Genomic DNA, 20,921 nt, shown 5'->3' with positions numbered 1-20,921 from the left:
GGCTGTAGTGGCTACAATTTCTTATACAAAATGCAGGCGTGAGCGGACTCAGACTAGATTTCAGCGGCCTGCCGGACCGCGTCAAAGGATGCGATGTCCCTCTGCGTCGATGATCAGCGTGCCGTCCTCCTTTGCCATCGGGCCGGGTGGTAGACGGTCTAGAAGGTCCAGCACCATCTCGCTGGGGCGGCACAGCCGAACCCCCTTGGGCGAGCAGACAATTGGCCGGTTGACCAGTACGGGGTGCTCCAGCATCGCTGCAATCAGCGCCTCGTCGTCCACTGCGGGATCGAGCAAACCCAAAATGTCGGCCGGTGACCTCGTCGTCCTGAGGGCAGTGCGGGGCGTTAGCCCGGCGGCGGCAAACAGTGCGATCAGTTGCGGGCGTGTCCAGCCGGTCTGCATGTAGTCGATGATCACTGGCGTCTCGCCCGACGCCTTGATGATCGCCAATACGTTGCGCGAGGTGCCGCAACCCGGGTTGTGATGGATGACGATACTCATGCTGAGGGCTTTTCTGACGGAAACCAGTGCTGGGTTCTATTTGCAAAAGCGACGAGGGACAGCATTACGGGCACTTCCACGAGAACACCGACGACTGTCGCCAATGCCGCGCCAGAGCCGAGCCCGAATAGACTGATCGCGACGGCCACCGCCAACTCAAAAAAGTTGGACGTGCCAATCAGGGCGCAGGGGGCCGCCACGTTAAACGGGATGCCCCACGCCCATGCAGCCCCGTAGGCCAGGAAGAAGATGCCGTAGGACTGGATCAGCAGCGGGACAGCAATCAGCGCGATAACCAGGGGGCGGTCGAGAATAACCTCGCCCTGAAACCCAAAGAGCAGCACGACCGTAACCAAAAGACCAAAGATTGAGAACGGCTGCACGCGCGATTTGAATGTATCTACCGCGGCTTCGCTGCCGCTTTGAACTAGGGTCCGGCGGGTCAGATACCCCGCCAGCAACGGCAGCATAACGTATAGGCCCACCGACAGCAGCAGCGTGTCCCAAGGCACGACGATATCCGTCACACCCAGCAGGAAGGCCACAATGGGCGCGAACGCAAACACCATGACGACGTCATTCACGCTGACCTGAACCAGTGTATAAGTCGCGTCGCCGCGCGTCAGGTTGGACCAGACAAATACCATCGCGGTGCAGGGGGCGGCCCCCAGCAGGATCACGCCCGCCAGATAGGCCTGCGCGTCATCAGGCGGTATCATACCAGCAAAGACATATTCGAAGAAGAGCACCCCGAGCGCGGCCATCGTGAAGGGCTTTATCAGCCAATTCACCACCAGCGTCACAACCAGGCCCTTCGGCTTGTCGCCGACCTGCCGCAGCGCGCCGAAATCCACGCCGACCATCATCGGATAAACCATCGCCCAGATCAGCACTGCCACCGGCAGGTTGACCGAGGCGACCTCTAGCGATGCGAGGAAGGCGAAGAGACCCGGAAACAAGTTTCCAAGAAGCAGCCCTGCGCCGATGGCGAGAGCCACCCAAACAGAAAGCCAACGCTCAAAGGTGCCCAGACCCGCACCGGCAGGGAGTGATGTATCGGTCATGTCGGCCTTTCGGAAGTTTTCAGTTCGCTGGATTTCGCTGCAGGCATTGCAGTTGCCTGCGGCGTCGCCCTATCGCCGCAGGCAATTTCATCGATGACGGGCTGGCAGGTTTCCGGGCAGCCGCCACAGCAATCCTCCATTAAAAAGGCGAGCAGGCTGCGCAATCCGTCCATGTCAGAGAAATATCGAATGCTGCGGCCCTCCCGCGTGCTTCGGATCAGGCCAGATCGTGCCAAAACCGAAAGGTTAGCCGACATTGTGTTCTGGCGAACCTCAAGCGCAGCGCTGATTTCGCCAGCCGACATTCCTGTTTTCCCCGCCTGAATGAGAAGGCGGAACACCTGCAGGCGTGTTTGTTGGCCGAGGGCGGCGAAGGCATCGAGAGCATGAAATGTATCCATGTATCGTGAAGTATGGATATGCAGATGCCTAGTCAAGCGTCAAATCGCATATTTGGGTGCCAGTTATACGCGATCCAACGCCCCAGCGTTTACAGCGCCCGGCCGCACGCAGACGGCCGGGCGTGACAGGCTCTGTCGTGCCCAAACGCCGAAATTAGTGGGCGAGGAAAACAGGGTGGTCGGTTTGCTCAATCAACGTCCGGGTGGTGCCACCAAAGAAGGCTTGGCGGGTTCTGGAATGTCCGTACGATCCCATAACGATCAAATCCGCGCCCACTTCTTTGGACCTATCCAGAATGCAGTCGCCAATGTCCTTACCGCCGCTGGGATATTGCTGCACAGTCACGGTGCATCCGTGATGCGTCAGCCATTTGGCAACATCGACGCCGGGGTCTTCGCCATCGCGGAACGCTGTCATCACTGGATCGATAGTCGCGATGATAACCTCTTCTGCCTCGCGCAAGAAAGGAAGCGCCTGATGAACGGCTCGCGCGGAATGCAGATGCGTGGTCCAGGCGACGAAAATTCGTTTTGAGTTGGCGATGGCATTGGCGTCATGATCGTTCAGCAAAATCCCGATGGGGGATTGGAACAAAACACCGTGGACGACTTGCTTAAAGAGCATATCGGGCTTGCGTAAATCTTCGCTGATTATCGCCATGTCGCACAGCATCGCCCGTCGCGCGATGGCATCGGCTACGCTGGATGGCTCGCATATTATGGACGAGACTTCGCCAGACACATCATGCTGTTGGAGCAGGGTTTCTATCTCGTCTCCCTTGGCATGCAGGGCGGCCTTGTAGGTGGCCACTTCCTCTTGCCATTCTACTGGAACATCTGCCGTTCCATAAAGGGGAACACCAATCGCGTAGTAGGGAAATGGTGGCATTTCGCCAATGATGAGGACAACCGCATGCGCCGGTATCGCGCGCAGCGCCTCAAGTTTTTTGGCAAGTTCGGTTGTGGATGCTTCTTTGCCAATAGCGATCAGGATCGTGCTGTTTTTCATGGCTGGATTCCTTGCTCAGTTGCAGGGATGGTAACGGATGTGGCCACGGCTTGGATTGATGTGCATCAATTAACAGGCGCAGATTTGCACGATTCGGGCAAGCGTGTCTTAGCTCGTGGGGCTCTGTAGGAGCGTGCTGCACGCGCGGGCCACGACCGCTTCTTCGTTGGTTGGGATCACTAGGATATCTACCGGCGATTGATGCGAGCTTATCTGTACCGCATTCCGCACATTCGCAGTGTCATCTAGCGCGGCGCCCAGCCAAGACAGGCGGTCGCAGATCAATTTGCGCACCATTGCCGAATTCTCGCCGATACCGGCCGTAAAGATCAGCGCATCCAGCCCGCCTATCGACGGCACCAGCGCGGCCAGACTGCTGGCGGCACGGTAGCAGAACAGGTCGATCGCTTCTTGTGCATGCGGATTTTCGCTGTCTTGCAAAACTTGCATGTCGTTGCTGATCGCCGAGACGCCCAAAAGCCCCGATTGTTTGTAGAGAATATCTTCGATCTCTGGCGCGCTGAGGCCCTTGTCCTGCATCAGATAGAGCACAACACCGGGGTCTAGCGCGCCGCAGCGGCGGCCCATCATCAGGCCGTCCAGCGCGGTAAACCCCATACTGGTCGCGGCGCTTTTGCGATCCTTCATTGCGCACATGCTGGAGCCATTTCCGAGATGGGCGACGATCACGCGGCCATTCGCGCGGTCGCCCAGATGGTCCGGCAGGACGCTGCTGATATACTCGTACGAGAGCCCGTGAAACCCATACCGGATGATGCCCTCGTCGGTCAGGGCGCGGGGCAGGGCGAATAGCTGCGCCAACCGGTCCTGACTGCGATGAAAGCTGGTATCAAAGCACGCGACTTGGGGAACGTCAGGTTGCCATTTCGCGACAGCACGGATGGCCGCGATGTTATGAGGTTGGTGCAGCGGGGCAAGAGGCACCAGCCGTTCAAGCTGCTCCAAAACAGATGGAGAAATCAGTGTCGGGCCAGTGAGATCCTGGCCCCCATGGACAACCCGGTGCCCCACCGCCAAAAGCGGTCGATCACCGGTATGCGTCGCAAGCCACGGCAGCAACAGCGCAATCACCGCGTCGTGGCCCGACAGCACATCCAGAGACGCCAATGCGCCTGCATCCAGCGCGCCGCCACCCGCAGTACGGGCAGAAAAGACAGGCGTCGTTCCAATGCCCGCGACCTTGCCCCTGATCCGAGGTTTCGTAGAGGCGGCATCACTATCAAAGACCGCGAACTTGATGCTCGACGAGCCTGCATTGATCGTTAGAAACGCCCCCGTCACTGAATGGTACCGATAGGCATATGGTGAACATAAAGCTGCGCTATCGCTGCGGAGGCCAGCCGCGACATCACGCCATCGGCCCGGCTGGTCAGAACGATGGGAACGCGCGCGCCTAGAACGATCCCGGCTGCATCCGCGCCAGCCAGATAAATCAGTTGCTTTGCCAGCATGTTGCCCGCTTCAAGATCGGGGACGATTAGGATGTCCGCTTGCCCCGCGACGTCTGACTGTATGCCCTTGGCCTCGGCGGCGGATTGGGACACGGCATTGTCGAAGGCAAGCGGCCCGTCAATCAAGGCCCCGGTAATTTGCCCCCGGTCCGACATCTTGCAAAGTCCTGCGGCATCGACCGTCGAGGGAATGGTAGGCGTCACCGTCTCGACTGCTGACAAAATCGCGACTTTCGGCAGATCAATTCCAAGAGCATGGGCAAGATCGATAGAATTCTGCACGATATCGCGTTTCGTTTGAAGGTCGGGAAAGATGTTGATCGCAGCATCGCTTATCAGCAAAGGCTTAGAGTAGTTTGGCACGTCGAGCGCGAAAATATGGCTCATCCGCCTCTCTGTGCGCAGTCCCTTATCATTGTTCACGACCGGCTCCAGCAACTCATCAGTGTGGATCTTGCCCTTCATCAGCATACTGACCTTGCCCGCGCGCGCCAACGCTACAGCAGTTTCTGCAGCGGCATGGCTGTGAGGCACATCAACGATTTCGATACCGCTTAGATCGCGGCCAATTTCCAAGGCGGTGGCTTCTATTTTAGCCTTGGGTCCGACCAGAACGGGAATGATGAGCTTCTTAATTCCAGCTTCGAGCGCACCTTCGAGAGACAAGGCATCGCAAGGGTGAACGACGGCGGTGCGCACAGGCTCCAGATTTGCGTTCGCGCGGATCAGCTCATTAAATCGCGCGCCCCTTTCGTGTAGGTGGACATCGGGCAAAATCACCCGCGGGCGCCGCACCTTGACTGTAGGCGCGATGACCAGCGCGCTGCCTTCGATGACGGTTTTGCCGTCTTGGTTCACACACACGCAGTCGAGCGTAACGTGATGATGTTTTTCGACCTTTTCCGCCACTGTCACCTTTATGACGACTGTATCACCCAAGCCGACCGGCGCGCGAAAGCTGAAATTCTGGTTCAGGTATATCGTTCCGGGACCGGGAAGCTCGGTTCCGAGGACGGCAGAGATCAACGCGCCCCCCCACATCCCGTGGGCAATGACATGATGAAACATGTCAGAGCTCGCGTATTCCTTGTCGACATGTGCCGGATTCACGTCGCCGGACATGACGGCGAACAGCTCGATATCTTCGGGTTTTAGCGTGCGGGTCAGCTCAGCCGTGTCACCGACTTTGATTTCGTCGTACGTTCTGTTTTCAATGAATTGCATGTATGATTGCCTTGCTTTGCGGTGGGTCTGGCGTCGGGTTCGCGGCGGGTCAGGGCGGCGTGCGCAGTATCAGGCCCGAACGTGGAAGCCGCCATCAACATAGGCAATGTTGCCAGTGACTTTGCGCGACAGATCGCTAACCAATCCGGTGGCTATATGCCCGACATCCTTAATACTGACGAGGCTCTGCTCGGGTGCGCGTTTCTGCGCGGCAGCAATCAGTTCGTCAAAGTGGGCGATGCCCGACCCGGCACGCGTGTTCAGGGGGCCGGGCGAGATGGCGTTGATCCGAATTTGCTTGGGGCCCAACTCGGCTGCCAAGTAGCGCACTGTTCCCTCAAGCGCGGATTTTACCGGGCCCATGATATTATAATTGTCGACGACTTTTTCGGCGCCGTAGTAGCTCATCGTCAGGATACTGCCGCCGTCTGCCATCAGCGGAATGGCCAGCCGCGTCAACCGGATCAGCGAATGGACCGAGACGTCCATTGCCTGCGCAAACCCTGCTTGCGAGCATTCGCTGACCGGGCCGTGCAGATCATCCTTGGGGCAGAAGGCGATCGAATGGACGACAAAGTCGAGGCGGCCCCATTTTTCGCGAATTGCCTCAAAAACGGCTTCCATCTGCCCGTCGATTTCGACATCGAGTGGCAGAAACAAATCAGCATCTAGCTGGGCCACGACCGGGGCGATGTATGGCTTGGACCGCTCGCTTGCGTATGTAATGGCAAGCTCGGCGCCCGCCGCGCGAAAGGCCATGGCGCAGCCGGCTGCGATAGAGTGTTCGTTCGCGATACCGACAATCAGCCCGCGCTTGCCCCGCAATAACGTCTCTAGCATCCCGATCACTCCTGAAATACGTAGGTGCCGGGCGCGTCGCAGAGCGCGGCGTAACCCTTTGATTTGGCACCAAGGGGCGGGGGTTTTACCGGATCGCCCGACGCATCCGCAAGCCAGTCGGCAAGGACCGGCCACCACGACCCATCTACAGGATCCGTCTGCGCCATCCACTGGTCGGGGTCGGCATACTGCGCGTCCTTGGCCTTGGGCCGCATCCTGTAATGTCGGTGCGGGTGTCCGGGCTCCGACACGATACCGGCATTGTGTCCACCGCTGGTCAGCACGAAGGTGACATGGGTGTCAGAGAGTAGATTGAATTTATAGACAGAATGCCATGGCGCGACATGGTCCCGCTCGGTCCCGACCAGAAATACCGGCGCGCGGATATCGGTGATTGCTACGGGTCGCCCACCCACCCGGTACCGCCCTTCGGCAAGGTCGTTGTTCAGGAACAGAGACCTCAGGTATTCAGAATGCATCCTGTAGGGCATCCGCGTTGCGTCTGCGTTCCAGGCCATAAGATCGATCATCTCAGGTCGCTCGCCCATCAGATAATCATGGATCACTCGCGACCAGATCAGATCGTTAGAGCGCAGAAGTTGAAATGCCCCGGCCATCTGCGTGGTGTCCAGATACCCCTTATCCCACATCATATCGTCAAGATACGCAAGCTGGCTGTCGTTGATAAAAAGCGTCAGTTCACCCGCTTCGGTGAAATCAACCTGCGCCGCCAAAAGCGTCAATGTCTGCAGACGCGCGTCCCCATCGCGTGCCATCGCGGACGCTGCAATGGACAAAAGAGTGCCGCCCAGACAATAGCCGAGCGCGTGGACTTTCGACCCCTTGGTAATGGTTTCGACCGCATCAAGGGCGTCCATTATGCCCAAGGACAGGTAGTCATCCATCCCAAGGTCCCGGTCGCCTGCATCCGGGTTTTTCCATGAAACCATGAACACCGTGAAGCCTTGGGCGGTCAGATACTGAACCAGCGAATTCTGGGCGCTAAGATCGAGTATATAGTATTTCATGATCCAGGCGGGCACGATGAAAATGGGCTCTGGCCGGACGGTCTCGGTCGTCGGGGCATACTGGATCAGCTCGATCAGCCGGTTGCGGTAGACGACCTTGCCGGGTGCGGTTGCCAAGTTTTCGCCGACTTTGAACGCCTCTAATCCAACCGGCCCTTGTCCCGAGTTGGCCCGAGAGATGTCTTCGACGAGATTCTGCCAGCCACGCACAAGGTTCCAGCCGCCATCTTGATAAGTTTTGGCTAGAACTTCGGGGTTAGTGAGGGCGAAGTTAGACGGCGAGAACACGTCCAGCACCTGCCGCGCCGCAAATGTCGTAACGTTTTCATGCTGGGTCGTGACGCCTTCAATGCCAGTGGTTGCGTTGTGCCACCATTGCTGGTTCAGCAAAAACGCTTGCGACATAACGTTGAACGGCCATTTCCGCCAGGCGTCCCCCTTGAACCGCCGATCTTGGGGAAGCGGCTCAACGCAGGTTTCAGCTTTGTCGGGGTTGACGGCGCAAGATGCCGCATAGTTGGCAAAACGCCACGCTTTCTTGCCCGCTTTTTCCACGAGTTGCAGTTGCTTGCCGGGGGAAGAGGACAGATGCAAGGCCCAGTCCGAATAGCACGCGGCAAGCGCAATGGGCGACAACCCACCTGTGAACTTTGCTTGCGCCGCTTTTAGTCCTTTGTCCAGAGCTTGCTGAATGCTGGTATGCGTTTGCGGTAAATGATCAAGCCTTTGAGGCACGGAATAGGGCGAGCCGCCGATTCCGGCGATCTTGCCGGGGATCTTTTTGCTGTGAAGTGATGTGACCTGCGACATGGCCTGAACCCTTTGCCAATGATGAAATCTTATCAGTTCAATATATAGGCATTGATCGCGACAATTGACCTGCGTCAATCGCCGGGCGGGCCCGCTTCCTAAAACCACCAAGACGGAGTGAGCGACGTAAGCCGCGTTCAGTTCCTTGTTGGCCCAATGGATTGGATACGGATCATGAAAAAGCGCATCATTGCTGCCGCTGCCTTGCTGGTAGTCATCGCTGCCGGAGGCGCGGCGTGGTGGCAAATCTCTCAGCGATCGAACCTGCCGGACGGCATCAGTCAGTCAAACGGACGGATTGAGGCTGAGCGGATTGCGGTTGCGACAAAATTGGCCGGCAGGGTTGCCGAAGTTCTCGTCGTGGAGGGCGATTGGGTAGAGAGCGGGCAATTGATTGCCCGGATGGACACCGCTGACCTCGAGGCTAACCTGCGCCAAGCGCAAGCAGTCGTACTGCAGGCAGAGCAGCAAAAACTCCAAGCGGAAGCTCTGTTGCGGCAACGCCAGTCAGAGTTGACGACGGCAGAGGCTAACTTTTCGCGCGTCGAGCAGTTGGCCAGCGACGGATATAACAGTCAGGCGCAATTGGACACGCAGCGCACCGTTCTTCATTCGGCGCAGGCCGCAGTTGCGTCAGCAGAAGCGGGAATTCCGCTGGCGGAGGCAACCATCGCGGCCGCCAGAGCAGCTGTTGAAGGCGTGCAAAGCCTGATCGACGATTCCAATCTGACAGCGCCGCGCGCAGGCCGCGTGCAATACGTTTTGGAACACCCCGGCGAGGTTGTCGCGGCCGGATCCAGCATCGTTACCCTGACTGACCTGTCGGATATGTATATGTCGATATACCTGCCATCGCGCGACGCCGGACGTCTGGCAATCGGCGCGGATGCGCGGATCATACTGGATGCGATCCCGGACTACGTTATTCCTGCGACCGTCACGTTCGTTGCGAGCACGGCGCAATTCACGCCCAAATCGGTGGAGACGTCGGAAGAGCGAGATCAGCTGATGTTTCGGGTCAAACTGACCATCGCCCCCGAGTTGCTGGCCGAGTATAGCGACCGCGCGCGCGCCGGTGTTCCGGGCGTAGGTTACGTATTGGTCGCCGATGGCGCGACATGGCCCCCTGAACTTGCGGTGAGACTGCCGCAATGACAGCTTCGTCTGTAGCAACGCTGTCGGCGGTTACGCATCGCTATGGGCAGATCGCTGCGCTGGACGATGTGACGCTTGATATTCCTGCGGGCTGCATGGCGGGCCTGATCGGCCCCGATGGCGTTGGGAAATCAACGTTGCTGGCGCTCGTTGCCGGCGTCCGGCGACTGCAGACCGGCAATGTGCGCGTGCTGGACGGCGATATCCGCGATCGCCGTCACCTTAAAGCGTGCAACCACCGTGTCGCCTATATGCCGCAAGGCCTTGGGCGGAACCTCTATCCGACTTTGACGGTTGCTGAGAACCTGGATTTCTTCGGCAGGCTTTTTGCGCAGTCTCAGGCCGAGCGGCAGGCGCGCATTGCCGATCTGCTCAGCGCGACGGGCCTCGATCCGTTCCCGGATCGCCCTGCGGGCAAGCTGTCGGGCGGCATGAAGCAAAAGCTCTCGCTCTGCTCGGCGCTTATTCACGACCCTGACCTGTTAATCCTAGACGAGCCGACAACAGGCGTTGACCCACTGTCGAGGCAGCAATTTTGGGACCTTATCGACCACATTCGAGGGCAGCGCCCCGAGATGAGCGTGATTGTCGCAACCGCGTACATGGAGGAGGCTGAACGCTTTGACTGGCTGGCTGCGATGTCAGGCGGCAAGGTTATGGCAACAGGCACCCCGGCTGAGATCCGGCAGAAGGTCGATCAGCCGACGATGGAGCGGGCCTTCATCGCGCTGTTGCCAGAGGAATTGCGCCGCGGGCATCGCGATGTTGTTGTGCCGCCCCGACCGGACACCGGCGGTCCGCCCGCTATCGAGGCAAAGGACCTTACCCGCAAATTCGGGGACTTTGTCGCTGTTGACGCCGTGAACTTTGAGATTGAGCGCGGCGAAATCTTTGGATTTCTGGGCTCGAACGGGTGCGGCAAGACGACGACCATGAAGATGCTGACCGGATTGCTGCCCGCAACCTCCGGTCAGGCGCTTTTGTTTGGCGAGACGCTGGATGCAGGCGATATGCGCACGCGCCAGCGGGTGGGATACATGTCGCAGTCGTTTTCCTTGTATAGCGAATTGACCGTGCGCCAGAACCTGGATTTGCACGCCGACCTCTATCAGTTGCCAACCGCCAAGCGGGCAGGGCGCGTCAAACAGATGCTGGATACGTTCGAGTTGATTGCCGTTGAGGGCGAAAGGCCGGATGCCCTGCCTCTAGGGATACGCCAGCGTCTGCAACTTGCTGTGGCCGTGATCCATTCGCCAGAGATCTTGATCCTGGACGAGCCGACATCGGGTGTCGATCCGGTCGCGCGCGATGCGTTTTGGCAGCACTTGATCGCACTTTCCAGAGATCATGACGTGACGATCTTTGTCTCCACCCATTTCATGAACGAGGCCGAGAGGTGCGACCGTATATCATTGATGCACGCGGGGCGGGTTTTGACCGTTGGCACACCGACAGAGATCGCAAAGGCGAAAAATACGGACAGCCTAAGCGATGCCTTCGTCAGCTATTTAGAGGATGCGGTTGACGACGTCGTGCCAAGCGGCGGTGTAGACGCGCCGCAAATTCCCCCGGCGCCCGCGCTGCGCGGCCCGGCGGGGCCTAGCGGCGGCAGTCTGGCGCGCATGTGGGCCTTTGCCCGCCGGGAAACAATGGAGATCTTGCGCGACCGATTGCGACTGACCTTTGCATTTTTGGGCCCGATCATTTTGATGCTGACCTTCGGATATGGGATCTCATTTGACGTGACGGATCTGCCTTATGCGGTGCTGGATCAGGACCAATCAGCAGAGAGCCGTACTTTGCTCGAAGCGTTCTCAGGGTCGCGCTATTTCGAGGAACGCAGCCCGGCGACCAGCGCGGCCGAGCTGGAATCTCGCCTGCGCAGTGCAGAGATCGCGATCGCGATCCAAATCCCACCAGATTTTGGTCGCTCGCTTTTGCGGGGCGACATTCCCGAAGTGCGCGCAGCGATTGATGCCGCGATGCCATTTCGGGCTGAGACGACGCGAGGCTATTTAGCAGGCCTTGCCGTGTCATACATGGCCGATCAGAGCGAGCGTACATATGGCGAGGCTATCGATACCAGCGGCGCGAATGTTGTGACGCGGTTTCGCTACAATCAAGGTTTCAAAAGTGTCGTCGCTATGGTGCCTTCGGTAATCATGCTGATGCTTGTTCTCATTCCGTCGATGATGGCCGCCATGGGCGTCGTGCGGGAAAAAGAGACAGGCTCCATCGCCAATTTCCGCTCCACCCCTGTTACGCGGGCGGAATTTCTTCTTGGAAAACAGCTTCCCTATGTCGTCATCGCGATGCTCAGCTTTGTGAGTTTGCTGGTCGTCGCCTACGGGGTTTTTAGCGTGCCTGTCAAAGGGTCGGGTGTGGCGCTTTTGGTCGGAACGTTCCTGTATGTCTTTGCGACGACGGGTTTCGGCGTTCTCATCTCGACCTTCACCAAAACGCAGGTGGCTGCCACGTTTGCCGCGGCGATCATCGCCATCATTCCCGCAGTCAATTTCTCGGGCCTTCTTGTCCCTGTATCATCGCTTTCGGGTAGCGGCAGGCTAATCGGCCTTAGTTTCCCGTCGGGCTGGTATCAGCAGATCAGCGTGGGCACGTTCACCAAGGACCTTGGTTTTGCAGAACTTTGGCAAAACCATCTCGCGCTGGGGGGCTTTGCCATTTTATTCATGGCGGTGTCGATCCTGGCGCTGAACAAGCAGGAAGCCTGAAATGGTGCAGTGGCTCTCCAACATCTATCGGCTCGGTCTCAAAGAATTGCGCAGCCTGCGGGCGGACCCGGTCCTGCTGTTCCTGATTGCTTATGTGTTCAGCTTTGCGGTCTATGCCGTGGCGACGGGTGCCAAACTGGAAGTTGTCAACGCATCGGTGGCCTATGTCGATCTGGATCGTTCAGATTTGACCGGGCGGATTGTCGGGGCAATTCTACCGCCAGAGTTTGATACACCGCGCGAGATTGCAGCCTCTGACGTAGACCGCGCGATGAACAACGGCGACTATGTTTTTGTGCTGTCGTTCCCCCCTCGGTTTGAGGCGGACGTCATCGCAGGGCTACAGCCATCCATGCAATTGAATGTGGATGCCACGGCGATGGTTCAAGCCGGGAACGGGTCGGTTTTCCTTCAGGAAATCATCGCGGCCGAAATTGCAAAGTTCGTCGCAGGCGATGACACGGCAAGCACGCTGCCCATTGATCTGATTGTCACCGCCCAGTTTAATCCTAATCTGCAATCTACGTGGTTTTCGTCCGTGATGCAGGTCATCAACAACGTCACGATCCTGTCGGTGCTACTGACCGGAGCGGCGTTGATCCGCGAGCGGGAACACGGAACAATTGAGCATCTGCTGGTCATGCCGGTCACACCATCAGAGATTATGCTCGCCAAGATTTGGGCCAATGGCCTCGCAATCATCATTGCTGCTGTGTTGTCGCTTTGGCTGGTGGTCCAAGGCATTCTTGGGGTGCCCATAGCTGGCTCAATCACACTTTTTGTCGCGGGGACGGTTCTGTATTTAGTCTCTGTGACCGGCCTTGGTATTCTGCTCGCGACCTTTACCACCTCCATGCCACAGTTTGGCCTGCTGGCTTTGCCGGTTCTGGTCATTATGAACCTGCTCTCAGGCAGCACGACGCCGATGGAGAGTATTCCGCACTGGCTTCAGATGGTCATGCAGCTGTCACCTTCCACGCATTTTGTAGCATTCTCGCAGGCCATTCTTTACCGCGGCGCGGGGCTGGAGACAGTCTGGCCAGATATGTTGGTGATGGTCGCGCTTAGCGCAGTGTTTTTCGTCATAGCGCTACTGCGGTTCCGTCACACCATGGCCTCCGCACACTGAAATCCAGAACCACCCGATTGCCAATTGACGACAATCAATTTCACAGCGCGCCGCATCACTAAGGTCTGGCCCACATACTGCAACAGTTTCAGCAGCGCGGTGTCACTAGCTTTTCTAATTCCGGCCAAGAAGAGGACCGTGTTGAGAGCGAGAGAACCCTGAAATGACGCGTGAAGGCGGCGCCCGCCAGCCAAGCCTGTCTTCAAGTCTGTCAGATAGCGCGGCGTCGCTGATACCCCAAGAATGCGATCTTGAGCCATCTTTAATACAGGACGCGAAGGAATACCGACATGCCCATCCACTATGTGAATGCAGACGACGACTCGACCTTTCAAGACATCTACGCGACGAATGCGTCGGAACACGCGTTGCCGAAATACCGCCTTCCAAACAATTCGTCCGAACCTCACGCGGCGTACAGCCTCGTCCGGGACGAGCTTTTGCTTGATGGCAATTCGCGGCAAAACCTCGCCACTTTTTGCACAACTTGGGTTGAGGACGAAGCAAAGCAGTTGATGACTGACGCCGTTGACAAGAACATGATCGACAAGGACGAATACCCACAGACTGCCGAAATCGAAAACCGCTGCGTCCATATCATAGCCGATCTTTGGCACGCTCAAAAAGCGTGGGAGACGGTTGGCTGTTCGACAACCGGATCAAGCGAAGCGGCCATGTTGGGCGGGTTGGCCTTCAAATGGAAATGGCGCAATCGCCGCGAAGCAGAGGGCAAGGATACCAGCAAGCCAAACATCGTCACCGGACCCGTACAGATTTGCTGGAAGAAATTTGCCCGCTACTTTGATGTTGAGATCCGCGAAGTTCCGCTGGAGGGTGATGCCCTCGGGCTACAACCGGCCGATCTGCGGAAATACTGCGATGAGAACACCATCGGTGTGGTTGCCACGTTGGGCGTCACATTTACCGGTATTTACGAGCCGGTCGAAGCGCTGGCACGCGAATTGGACGCGATGGAACGCGATCTAGGGCTTGATATCCCGATCCACGTTGATGCGGCGTCGGGCGGGTTCATCGCGCCCTTTATCCAGCGAGATCTGGTCTGGGACTTTCAGATTGAGCGAGTGCGGTCGATTAACGCATCCGGCCATAAATACGGGTTGGCGCCATTAGGCGTAGGCTGGGTAATCTGGGCGTCAAAAGAAGATTTGCCCGAAGATCTAATATTTTACGTCGACTATCTGGGCGGCAACATGCCCACCTTCGCGCTTAATTTCTCGCGGCCCGGCGGCGAGATCATCGCGCAGTACTACAATTTCCTTCGGCTGGGCCGCGAGGGATACACGGCCATTCAGCAGGCGTGTTCGGACACGGCGCAGTGGCTGGGCGCAGAACTGGCCAAGATCGGCCCGTTCGAGATGGTCTATGATGGCCATGGCGGTCTACCGGCAGTCGCCTACAAGCTGACGGACGCAGATCACGGATACACCCTTTATGATCTGTCAGAGAGGGTGCGGATGCGCGGATGGCAAATCGCGTCCTACCCCCTTCCATCAAATCGCCAGGAAACGGTCGTTCAGCGCATCCTGATCCGCCACGGGGTCAGCCGCGATCTTGCGCGTCTTCTGCTCGATGATATTGAGCGCGCGATTGATCACCTGTCAAAAAACCCAGTCCCAAATTCGACGGCGACACCCAGTTTCCATCATGGATAGACCGCGCGCCCGATGCCGGGCCACCGCCAAATCAGTGTCGCGCGCAGCTATCATACCAATGGTGTTCGCTACCGGACCCGCGTTGGCCCAAGCGGATGCGCCCGCCACGGCCGAAGGCGTGGTCGGGCAGATATTCGGCCGGATCGAGCCGATCACGGAGGCCGGCGCGCACGGCTTCTTTCAGCTTCTTGGGAACCAACCGATAGCGTTCATCTTGCTCGCGCTGGCACTGGGTACGCTAATTGGCAGATTCAGCCTGAAGGGCGTTTCGCTGGGGTCCACGGCCGGCACACTGCTGGTCGGTGTCGTGTTCTCGATGATCGCTGAGGCGGCTTATGGCATCACCTATTCGATTCCCGGCATCCTATCGTCGTTCATGCTGCTCCTTTTTATGTATGCCCTCGGGCTAAAGGTGGGGCCGCAGTTCTTTTCCGGCTTGCGCAAGGGCGGTCTGGCCTTTGTCGTGATCGGACTGGTCGTCTGGGTTCTGAACTGGGTCATCTGCTACTTTGGGGCCAAGCTGGTCGGCCTCGCGCCGGGCTATGCCACAGGGCTGATTTCCGGCAGCTACACGATCACCGCAATACTGGGTGTAGGGCAGGGCGCAATGGCCAGCGGCGCGTATGTGCCCCCAGCGGGCATGACCGTCGAAGAGGTCGGCGCGAATATGGCGGCGGCCTATGCCATCAGCTATGTTCTGTCGACCGTCGGGATCATCTTGTTGATCCGGTACCTGCCGCGCATCTTTGGCCGTGACGCTGTCGCCGACGCGAAACTGGCCGAGGCCGAGTTCAGCGGCGGTGCCACGCACCCTGTTCCGGGCGCACCCGGCGCGCTGACGATGGGGTTCTCTCCCTACGATCTGCGCGCGTTTGCCGTCACGCATGACAGTTTTGTGGGGCGCAGCCTGTCACAGTTGGCTAACGATTTCCCAGCAGTGCCGATCCTACGCGTGGTGCGGGACGGCGCGGTCATGGACCTCGCCAGCGATCCCACGCTTGCCGCGGGCGACATCGTGACCGTTCGCGCGAATGTGCATGATCTGATCCTTAAAGAGGGCGAACTGATCGGCCCCGAATCAGATGCCCCACTGGCGCGCAACATCCCGATGGAAGTTGCCGACGTACATATCGGCTCGCACGCCGTCTCGGGGAAAGCGCTGGAGGATCTGGCCAGCTTCGGCGCTGTCGGAGTTGAGGTGCAGGCGCTCTTTCGCGCGGGCAGCGAATTGCCCCTTGGGCCTAAAAGCGAAGTGCGATTTGGCGACGTCCTGCGCCTGACGGGCCCTGATGCCGCGCTCAAAGTGACTGCAAAGCGGTTGGGCGGCCATGCCGTACTACCGACGATGAAGTCCGAGCTTCTGTATCTCTCGCTGGCGATGCTCGTGGGCTATCTGGTCGGGATCGCGACGGTGACCATCTCGGGCATTCCATTCGCGCTGGGGACATCGGCAGGGTGCATCCTTGCCGGCATCTGCGTCAGCTATTTCCGCAGCCGCAATCCCGAATTTGGCGGCCCCGTGCATGAGGGCGCGCGCAGTTTCCTTCAGGACTTTGGCCTGAACGCCTTTGTGGCGGTCTTGTCGGCGAATGTGGGGCCAAAGGTGATCTCGGCCTTGGGCGGCGACACGATCTTGTGGTTGGCGTTGATCGGGATAGTGGGCGCTCTTTTGCCGCCATTCATAGCGTTTTGGGTAGGGATCAAAATATTTGGCCTCAACTCGATCATTTCGGACGGCGCGGCGACAGGTGCGCGCAACAGCACACCGGGACTGAACGCCATCATGGAGGAATCCCGTAGTTCCGTCGCCGCTGTGCCTTATCCCGTAAGCTATGCTCTGACGACTGTCTTGGCACTGATCGGTGGCTACTTCTCGATGATTTTATCGTGACTAGGCCGGTGTTCTGCCGACTGGACCCATCCGGCCCGCGCATTTCTGCCCCCTTACATGCTGAAATGCGCGCGCTGGTTCGGTGATTGACGATCGTCAATCGAGACGGCGTCATGTCTGCCAATTGTATTCCAACGGCTGATTGTTTCGTCCCACCCGGGGAGGTGCGACTCAACGGATCAGCTCCATGATCGAAACGGGGGCAAGCGGCCTGCTCGTTGACCAAAGGGGAATACTGATGCCAACAGACACATCCGCATCCGACACTCAAACGGGCGCCGCGGCACCCGGCAAGTTGGGGCTGTTGTCCCTCACGGCGCTGGTCGTCGGATCGATGATCGGCGGCGGCGTATTCAGCCTGCCGCAGAACATGGCACGCGGTGCGTCGGCCGGCGCGATTACCATCGGTTGGTTGATCACCGGCGTTGGGATGCTGGCCCTTGCGTTCGTTTACAAGAACCTGTCGACCCGCAAACCCGCGCTCGATGCAGGGCCATATTCCTACGCGCGCGCGGGGTTCGGCAATTTCGTCGGGTTCAACAGTGCTTGGGGCTATTGGCTCAGCGCTTGGATTGGCAACGTTTCATATGCGGTCCTGATCTTTGGCGCGCTGAGCTATTTCTATGCACCTTTCGGTGACGAGGGGAACACGTGGCAGGCGATCGTAGGCGCCTCAATCTGCGTCTGGCTGGTTCACGCGCTTGTCCTGATGGGGGTGCGTCAGGCGGCTATCGTCAATCTGATCACAACGATTGCAAAGCTAGGGCCGATCTTTTTATTCGTCGTGCTGGTTTTCGTGGCCTTTAACATGCCGACGTTCCAGTTGGATTTCTGGGGCACAGAGTCGCTAACGCTGGGCAGCATCACGACCCAGGTTCAAAGCACGATGCTGGTCACGCTTTGGGTCTTTATCGGTATCGAAGGGGCAAGCGTCGGATCTGCCCGCGCCGCCAAGCGTAGCGATATCGGCAAGGCCACCATCTTTGGTTTCCTCTCTGTCTTGTTGCTCTATCTGCTCGTGTCGCTGCTCTCGCTGGGTGTCATGTCGCAGCCCGAATTGGCTGGATTGCCCGCCGCCGCCTCAATGGCGAATGTTCTGGAATCCGTGGTCGGGCCGTGGGGGTCGGTTCTGGTTCGGATCGGGCTGGTCATCTCTGTTGCCGGGGCGTTTCTAAGCTGGACGCTCCTCGCCGCAGAAATCCCCTACCGCGCCGCCAAAGAGGGGATGTTGCCAGCGTTCTTTGCAGCGGAAAATGACAACGGATCGCCGTCAGGCGCGCTCTGGATTACCAACATCTGCGTGCAGGTCGTTTTGATTGTGACGCTCTACGCAAACTCGACCTATCTCGCGCTTTTCTACATTGCATCGACAGCGATCCTTGTGCCGTATGTCTTCTCCGGTGCCTACGCGCTCAAGCTGGCGCTGAGCGGCGAAAGCTATGGCCCGGGCGATCGTCGCGGTGGCGACATGGCTATTGGCGCGCTGGCAACCGTCTATGGCGCTTGGCTCGTCTATGCTGCTGGTCCTGCGTACCTGCTGATGTGCGCCATCCTCTATGCGGTGGGTATTCCATTCTACATCTGGGCGCGTACGTCGCACCGCGAACGCACATTCACCAGCATTGAAATTCTGATTGCCGTTGGTCTGGTCGGGGCTGCTGTTGTGGCGGCTTACCTGATGTGGACCGGCGCGATCAGCGCTCTCTAACTTAGATAAATTCAAGGAACAGCTACCATGGAACACACTCAAACCCTTGGCGTCCATTCCGAGACTGGCACCCTGCGGCAGGTGATCGTGTGCCGCCCCGGTCTGGCGCACCGCCGCCTGACGCCGGCAAACTGCCAAGAGCTGCTGTTCGACGACGTTTTCTGGGTCAAGCAGGCGCAAAAGGATCACGATGTCTTTGCCGCCACGATGCGGGGTCAAGGTGTCGAGGTTCTGGACGTGAACGACCTCTTGGCGGAGACGCTGGACCGTGCCAAAGGCCGCGATTGGGTGCTGGACCACTTGGTTACGCCCGACCAGATTGGCGTGGGCATGATGTCAGAGCTGCGCGGCTGGATGGACGAGCTGCCCGGCGTCAAACTTGCCGAATACCTGCTGGGCGGGCTGGCCACGAACGATCTGCCGTTCAAGCCGTCCGGCCTCTTTGGCAGCTACCTCGGTGATCATGGTTTCATCCTGCCGCCACTGCCCAACGCGCTTTTCACGCGGGACAATTCAGCGTGGATCTTTGGCGGGGTATCGGTCAATCCGATGCACTGGCCCGCCCGCCGGCCCGAAACCCTACTGAACACCGCGATCTACAAGTTTCATCCGAAATTCGCCGGTAAGACGACGATCCACTGGGGCGATCCGACAACCGGTCATGGGCTGGCCACGGTTGAGGGCGGCGACATCATGCCCGTCGGTAACGGCACGGTGCTGGTCGGCATGGGCGAGCGGTCGTCGCCGCAAGGCATTGGACAACTGGCCGAAGCGCTGTTCGAGTCGGGCACGGCGCACCGGGTGCTGGCCTTCGCCATTCCAAAATCACGGGCCGCGATGCACTTGGACACCGTGTTTACCTTGTGCGGCGGCGATGTGGTCACGACCTTTAAGGAGGTTGCGGACGAGTTGGTTTGCTATGACATCCGCCCCGGTGACGGGCCCGCCCCCCTGCAATTTCGCCAGGATCCTCGCCCGATCTTTGACATCGTGGCTGAGGTGCTGGGCTACAAGAGCCTCCAGATCGTGCCCACCGGCGGCGATACCGTCGAAGAGCGCGCACGCGAGCAGTGGAATGATGGCAACAACGTGCTGGCCCTCAGGCCCGGTGTGGTTATCGGCTACGACCGCAATGATGACACCAACGCCGCACTAAAGGCGGCAGGTATCGAAGTGCTGGCGATCCCAGGCGCCGAACTGGGCCGCGGCCGCGGCGGCGGCCACTGCATGAGCTGCCCCACTATGCGCGATCCTGTTTGACCCCGAAAGGCGACACCAATGGCTTATAATCTGAAGAACCGACATTTTCTGACCCTGCGTGATTTCGCCCCCCGTGAGATTGCATTCCTGCTGAAGCTGGCTGCCGATCTAAAGGTCGCGAAATACACCGGCACCGAAATGCCGAAGCTGCAAGGCAAGGACATCGCGCTGATCTTTGAAAAAGACAGCACGCGCACCCGTGTGGGGTTTGAGGTCGCGGCATATGATCAAGGTGCGCGCGTCACCTATCTGGGACCAACCGGATCGCATATCGGGCATAAGGAGTCGGTCAAGGATACAGCGCGCGTTCTGGGCCGTATTTATGACGCGATCGAGTATCGCGGCTTTGGCCAAGATGTTGTGGAGCAACTGGCGAAATACTCTGGTGTGCCAGTTTATAACGGACTTACGAACGAGTTTCATCCGACCCAGATCCTCGCCGATTTTCTGACCATGCAGGAGCATGTGGAAAAACCGCTGCACCGCGTGGCCTATGCGTTTCTCGGGGATGCGGGCAACAATATGGGCGATAGCCTGCTGATCGGCGGTGCCAAGATGGGGATGGATGTCCGCCTCTGCGCCCCCAAGGCCTGCTGGCCGAACTCTGAGATCATAGAGGAGGCCAAGGAAATTGCCGCGCAGACCGGCGCGCGCGTGACCATTACCGAGGACGTTGATGCGGCGGTCAAGGACGTCGATTTCGTCTACACTGATGTCTGGGTTTCGATGGGCGAGCCCAAGGAGAAATGGGGCGAGCGCATCGAGCTCCTGAAACCCTATCAGGTGACTGCTGAGGTCATGAAAAAGACCGGCAATCCGCGCGCCTGCTTCATGCATTGCCTACCTGCCTTCCACAACACCGAGACGACCGTGGGCGCGCAGATCAAAGAAGAGTTCGGGCTGGACGCGATGGAAGTGACAGAAGAGGTGTTCGAGAGTGCCGCGTCCATCGTGTTCGATCAGGCTGAAAACCGGATGCACACGATCAAGGCGGTTCTCGTCGCCACTTTGGGGGCCTGAC

16 protein-coding genes are annotated in these 20,921 nt (G+C 58.6%); 8 read left to right on the top strand and 8 right to left on the bottom strand.

Annotation, left to right across the window (positions count from 1 at the left end; translation table 11 throughout):
- Positions 1 to 81: 81 nt before the first annotated feature.
- From MK6180000_RS09065 to MK6180000_RS09030, 8 genes are all read right to left on the bottom strand, one after another.
- Positions 82 to 504, bottom strand: a complete 423-nt coding sequence (locus MK6180000_RS09065) for an arsenate reductase family protein (protein ID WP_138934431.1) — start codon at positions 502 to 504, stop codon at positions 82 to 84.
- Positions 501 to 1,568, bottom strand: coding sequence for an ACR3 family arsenite efflux transporter (gene arsB / locus MK6180000_RS09060; RefSeq protein WP_138934430.1), 1,068 nt, complete (start codon positions 1,566 to 1,568; stop codon positions 501 to 503). The genes MK6180000_RS09065 and arsB overlap by 4 nt, the downstream gene beginning before the upstream one ends.
- Positions 1,565 to 1,969, bottom strand: coding sequence for an ArsR/SmtB family transcription factor (locus tag MK6180000_RS09055; protein WP_138936426.1), 405 nt, complete (start codon positions 1,967 to 1,969; stop codon positions 1,565 to 1,567). Before MK6180000_RS09055 ends, arsB begins: the two co-directional genes overlap by 4 nt.
- A gap of 154 nt (positions 1,970 to 2,123) precedes the next feature.
- Positions 2,124 to 2,978 carry a universal stress protein gene (locus MK6180000_RS09050; protein ID WP_138934429.1) on the bottom strand — a complete coding sequence of 285 codons (855 nt, stop codon included), beginning with the start codon at positions 2,976 to 2,978 and terminating at the stop codon, positions 2,124 to 2,126.
- A 108-nt stretch (positions 2,979 to 3,086) separates the two neighbouring features.
- Complete coding sequence (locus tag MK6180000_RS09045) at positions 3,087 to 4,280, bottom strand: acetate/propionate family kinase (RefSeq protein WP_138934428.1); 1,194 nt, start codon at positions 4,278 to 4,280, stop codon at positions 3,087 to 3,089.
- On the bottom strand, positions 4,277 to 5,674 hold the full coding sequence (locus MK6180000_RS09040; protein ID WP_138934427.1) for a bifunctional enoyl-CoA hydratase/phosphate acetyltransferase: 1,398 nt from the start codon (positions 5,672 to 5,674) through the stop codon (positions 4,277 to 4,279). Before MK6180000_RS09040 ends, MK6180000_RS09045 begins: the two co-directional genes overlap by 4 nt.
- A gap of 69 nt (positions 5,675 to 5,743) precedes the next feature.
- Positions 5,744 to 6,514 carry an enoyl-ACP reductase FabI gene (fabI, locus tag MK6180000_RS09035; protein WP_138934426.1) on the bottom strand — a complete coding sequence of 257 codons (771 nt, stop codon included), beginning with the start codon at positions 6,512 to 6,514 and terminating at the stop codon, positions 5,744 to 5,746.
- Positions 6,515 to 6,519: 5 nt separating this feature from the next.
- Positions 6,520 to 8,352 carry a PHA/PHB synthase family protein gene (locus MK6180000_RS09030; RefSeq protein ID WP_138934425.1) on the bottom strand — a complete coding sequence of 611 codons (1,833 nt, stop codon included), beginning with the start codon at positions 8,350 to 8,352 and terminating at the stop codon, positions 6,520 to 6,522.
- 174 nt (positions 8,353 to 8,526) lie between these two features.
- Here MK6180000_RS09030 and MK6180000_RS09025 point away from each other — a divergent pair, with 174 nt between their 5' ends.
- The 8 genes from MK6180000_RS09025 (at position 8,527) to MK6180000_RS08990 (ending at position 20,920) form a co-directional block, all read left to right on the top strand.
- Positions 8,527 to 9,507 carry an HlyD family secretion protein gene (locus tag MK6180000_RS09025; RefSeq protein WP_138934424.1) on the top strand — a complete coding sequence of 327 codons (981 nt, stop codon included), beginning with the start codon at positions 8,527 to 8,529 and terminating at the stop codon, positions 9,505 to 9,507.
- On the top strand, positions 9,504 to 12,239 hold the full coding sequence (gene rbbA / locus MK6180000_RS09020; protein ID WP_138934423.1) for a ribosome-associated ATPase/putative transporter RbbA: 2,736 nt from the start codon (positions 9,504 to 9,506) through the stop codon (positions 12,237 to 12,239). The genes MK6180000_RS09025 and rbbA overlap by 4 nt, the downstream gene beginning before the upstream one ends.
- Before the next feature lies 1 nt (position 12,240).
- Positions 12,241 to 13,368, top strand: coding sequence for an ABC transporter permease (locus MK6180000_RS09015; protein ID WP_138934422.1), 1,128 nt, complete (start codon positions 12,241 to 12,243; stop codon positions 13,366 to 13,368).
- 290 nt (positions 13,369 to 13,658) lie between these two features.
- Positions 13,659 to 15,041, top strand: coding sequence for a glutamate decarboxylase (gene gad, locus MK6180000_RS09010; RefSeq protein ID WP_138934421.1), 1,383 nt, complete (start codon positions 13,659 to 13,661; stop codon positions 15,039 to 15,041).
- Complete coding sequence (locus tag MK6180000_RS09005) at positions 15,034 to 16,932, top strand: aspartate:alanine exchanger family transporter (protein WP_138934420.1); 1,899 nt, start codon at positions 15,034 to 15,036, stop codon at positions 16,930 to 16,932. The genes gad and MK6180000_RS09005 overlap by 8 nt, the downstream gene beginning before the upstream one ends.
- A gap of 238 nt (positions 16,933 to 17,170) precedes the next feature.
- Positions 17,171 to 18,640, top strand: coding sequence for an arginine-ornithine antiporter (gene arcD / locus MK6180000_RS09000; RefSeq protein ID WP_138934419.1), 1,470 nt, complete (start codon positions 17,171 to 17,173; stop codon positions 18,638 to 18,640).
- 27 nt (positions 18,641 to 18,667) lie between these two features.
- Complete coding sequence (locus tag MK6180000_RS08995) at positions 18,668 to 19,900, top strand: arginine deiminase (RefSeq protein ID WP_138934418.1); 1,233 nt, start codon at positions 18,668 to 18,670, stop codon at positions 19,898 to 19,900.
- Positions 19,901 to 19,918: 18 nt separating this feature from the next.
- Positions 19,919 to 20,920, top strand: coding sequence for an ornithine carbamoyltransferase (locus tag MK6180000_RS08990; RefSeq protein ID WP_138934417.1), 1,002 nt, complete (start codon positions 19,919 to 19,921; stop codon positions 20,918 to 20,920).
- Position 20,921: the final 1 nt, after the last annotated feature.

The sequence above is a fragment of the Roseovarius arcticus genome (assembly GCF_006125015.1).
Taxonomy (GTDB): Bacteria; Pseudomonadota; Alphaproteobacteria; order Rhodobacterales; family Rhodobacteraceae; genus Roseovarius; species Roseovarius arcticus.
This window is presented reverse-complemented; position numbering and strand designations above follow the sequence as displayed.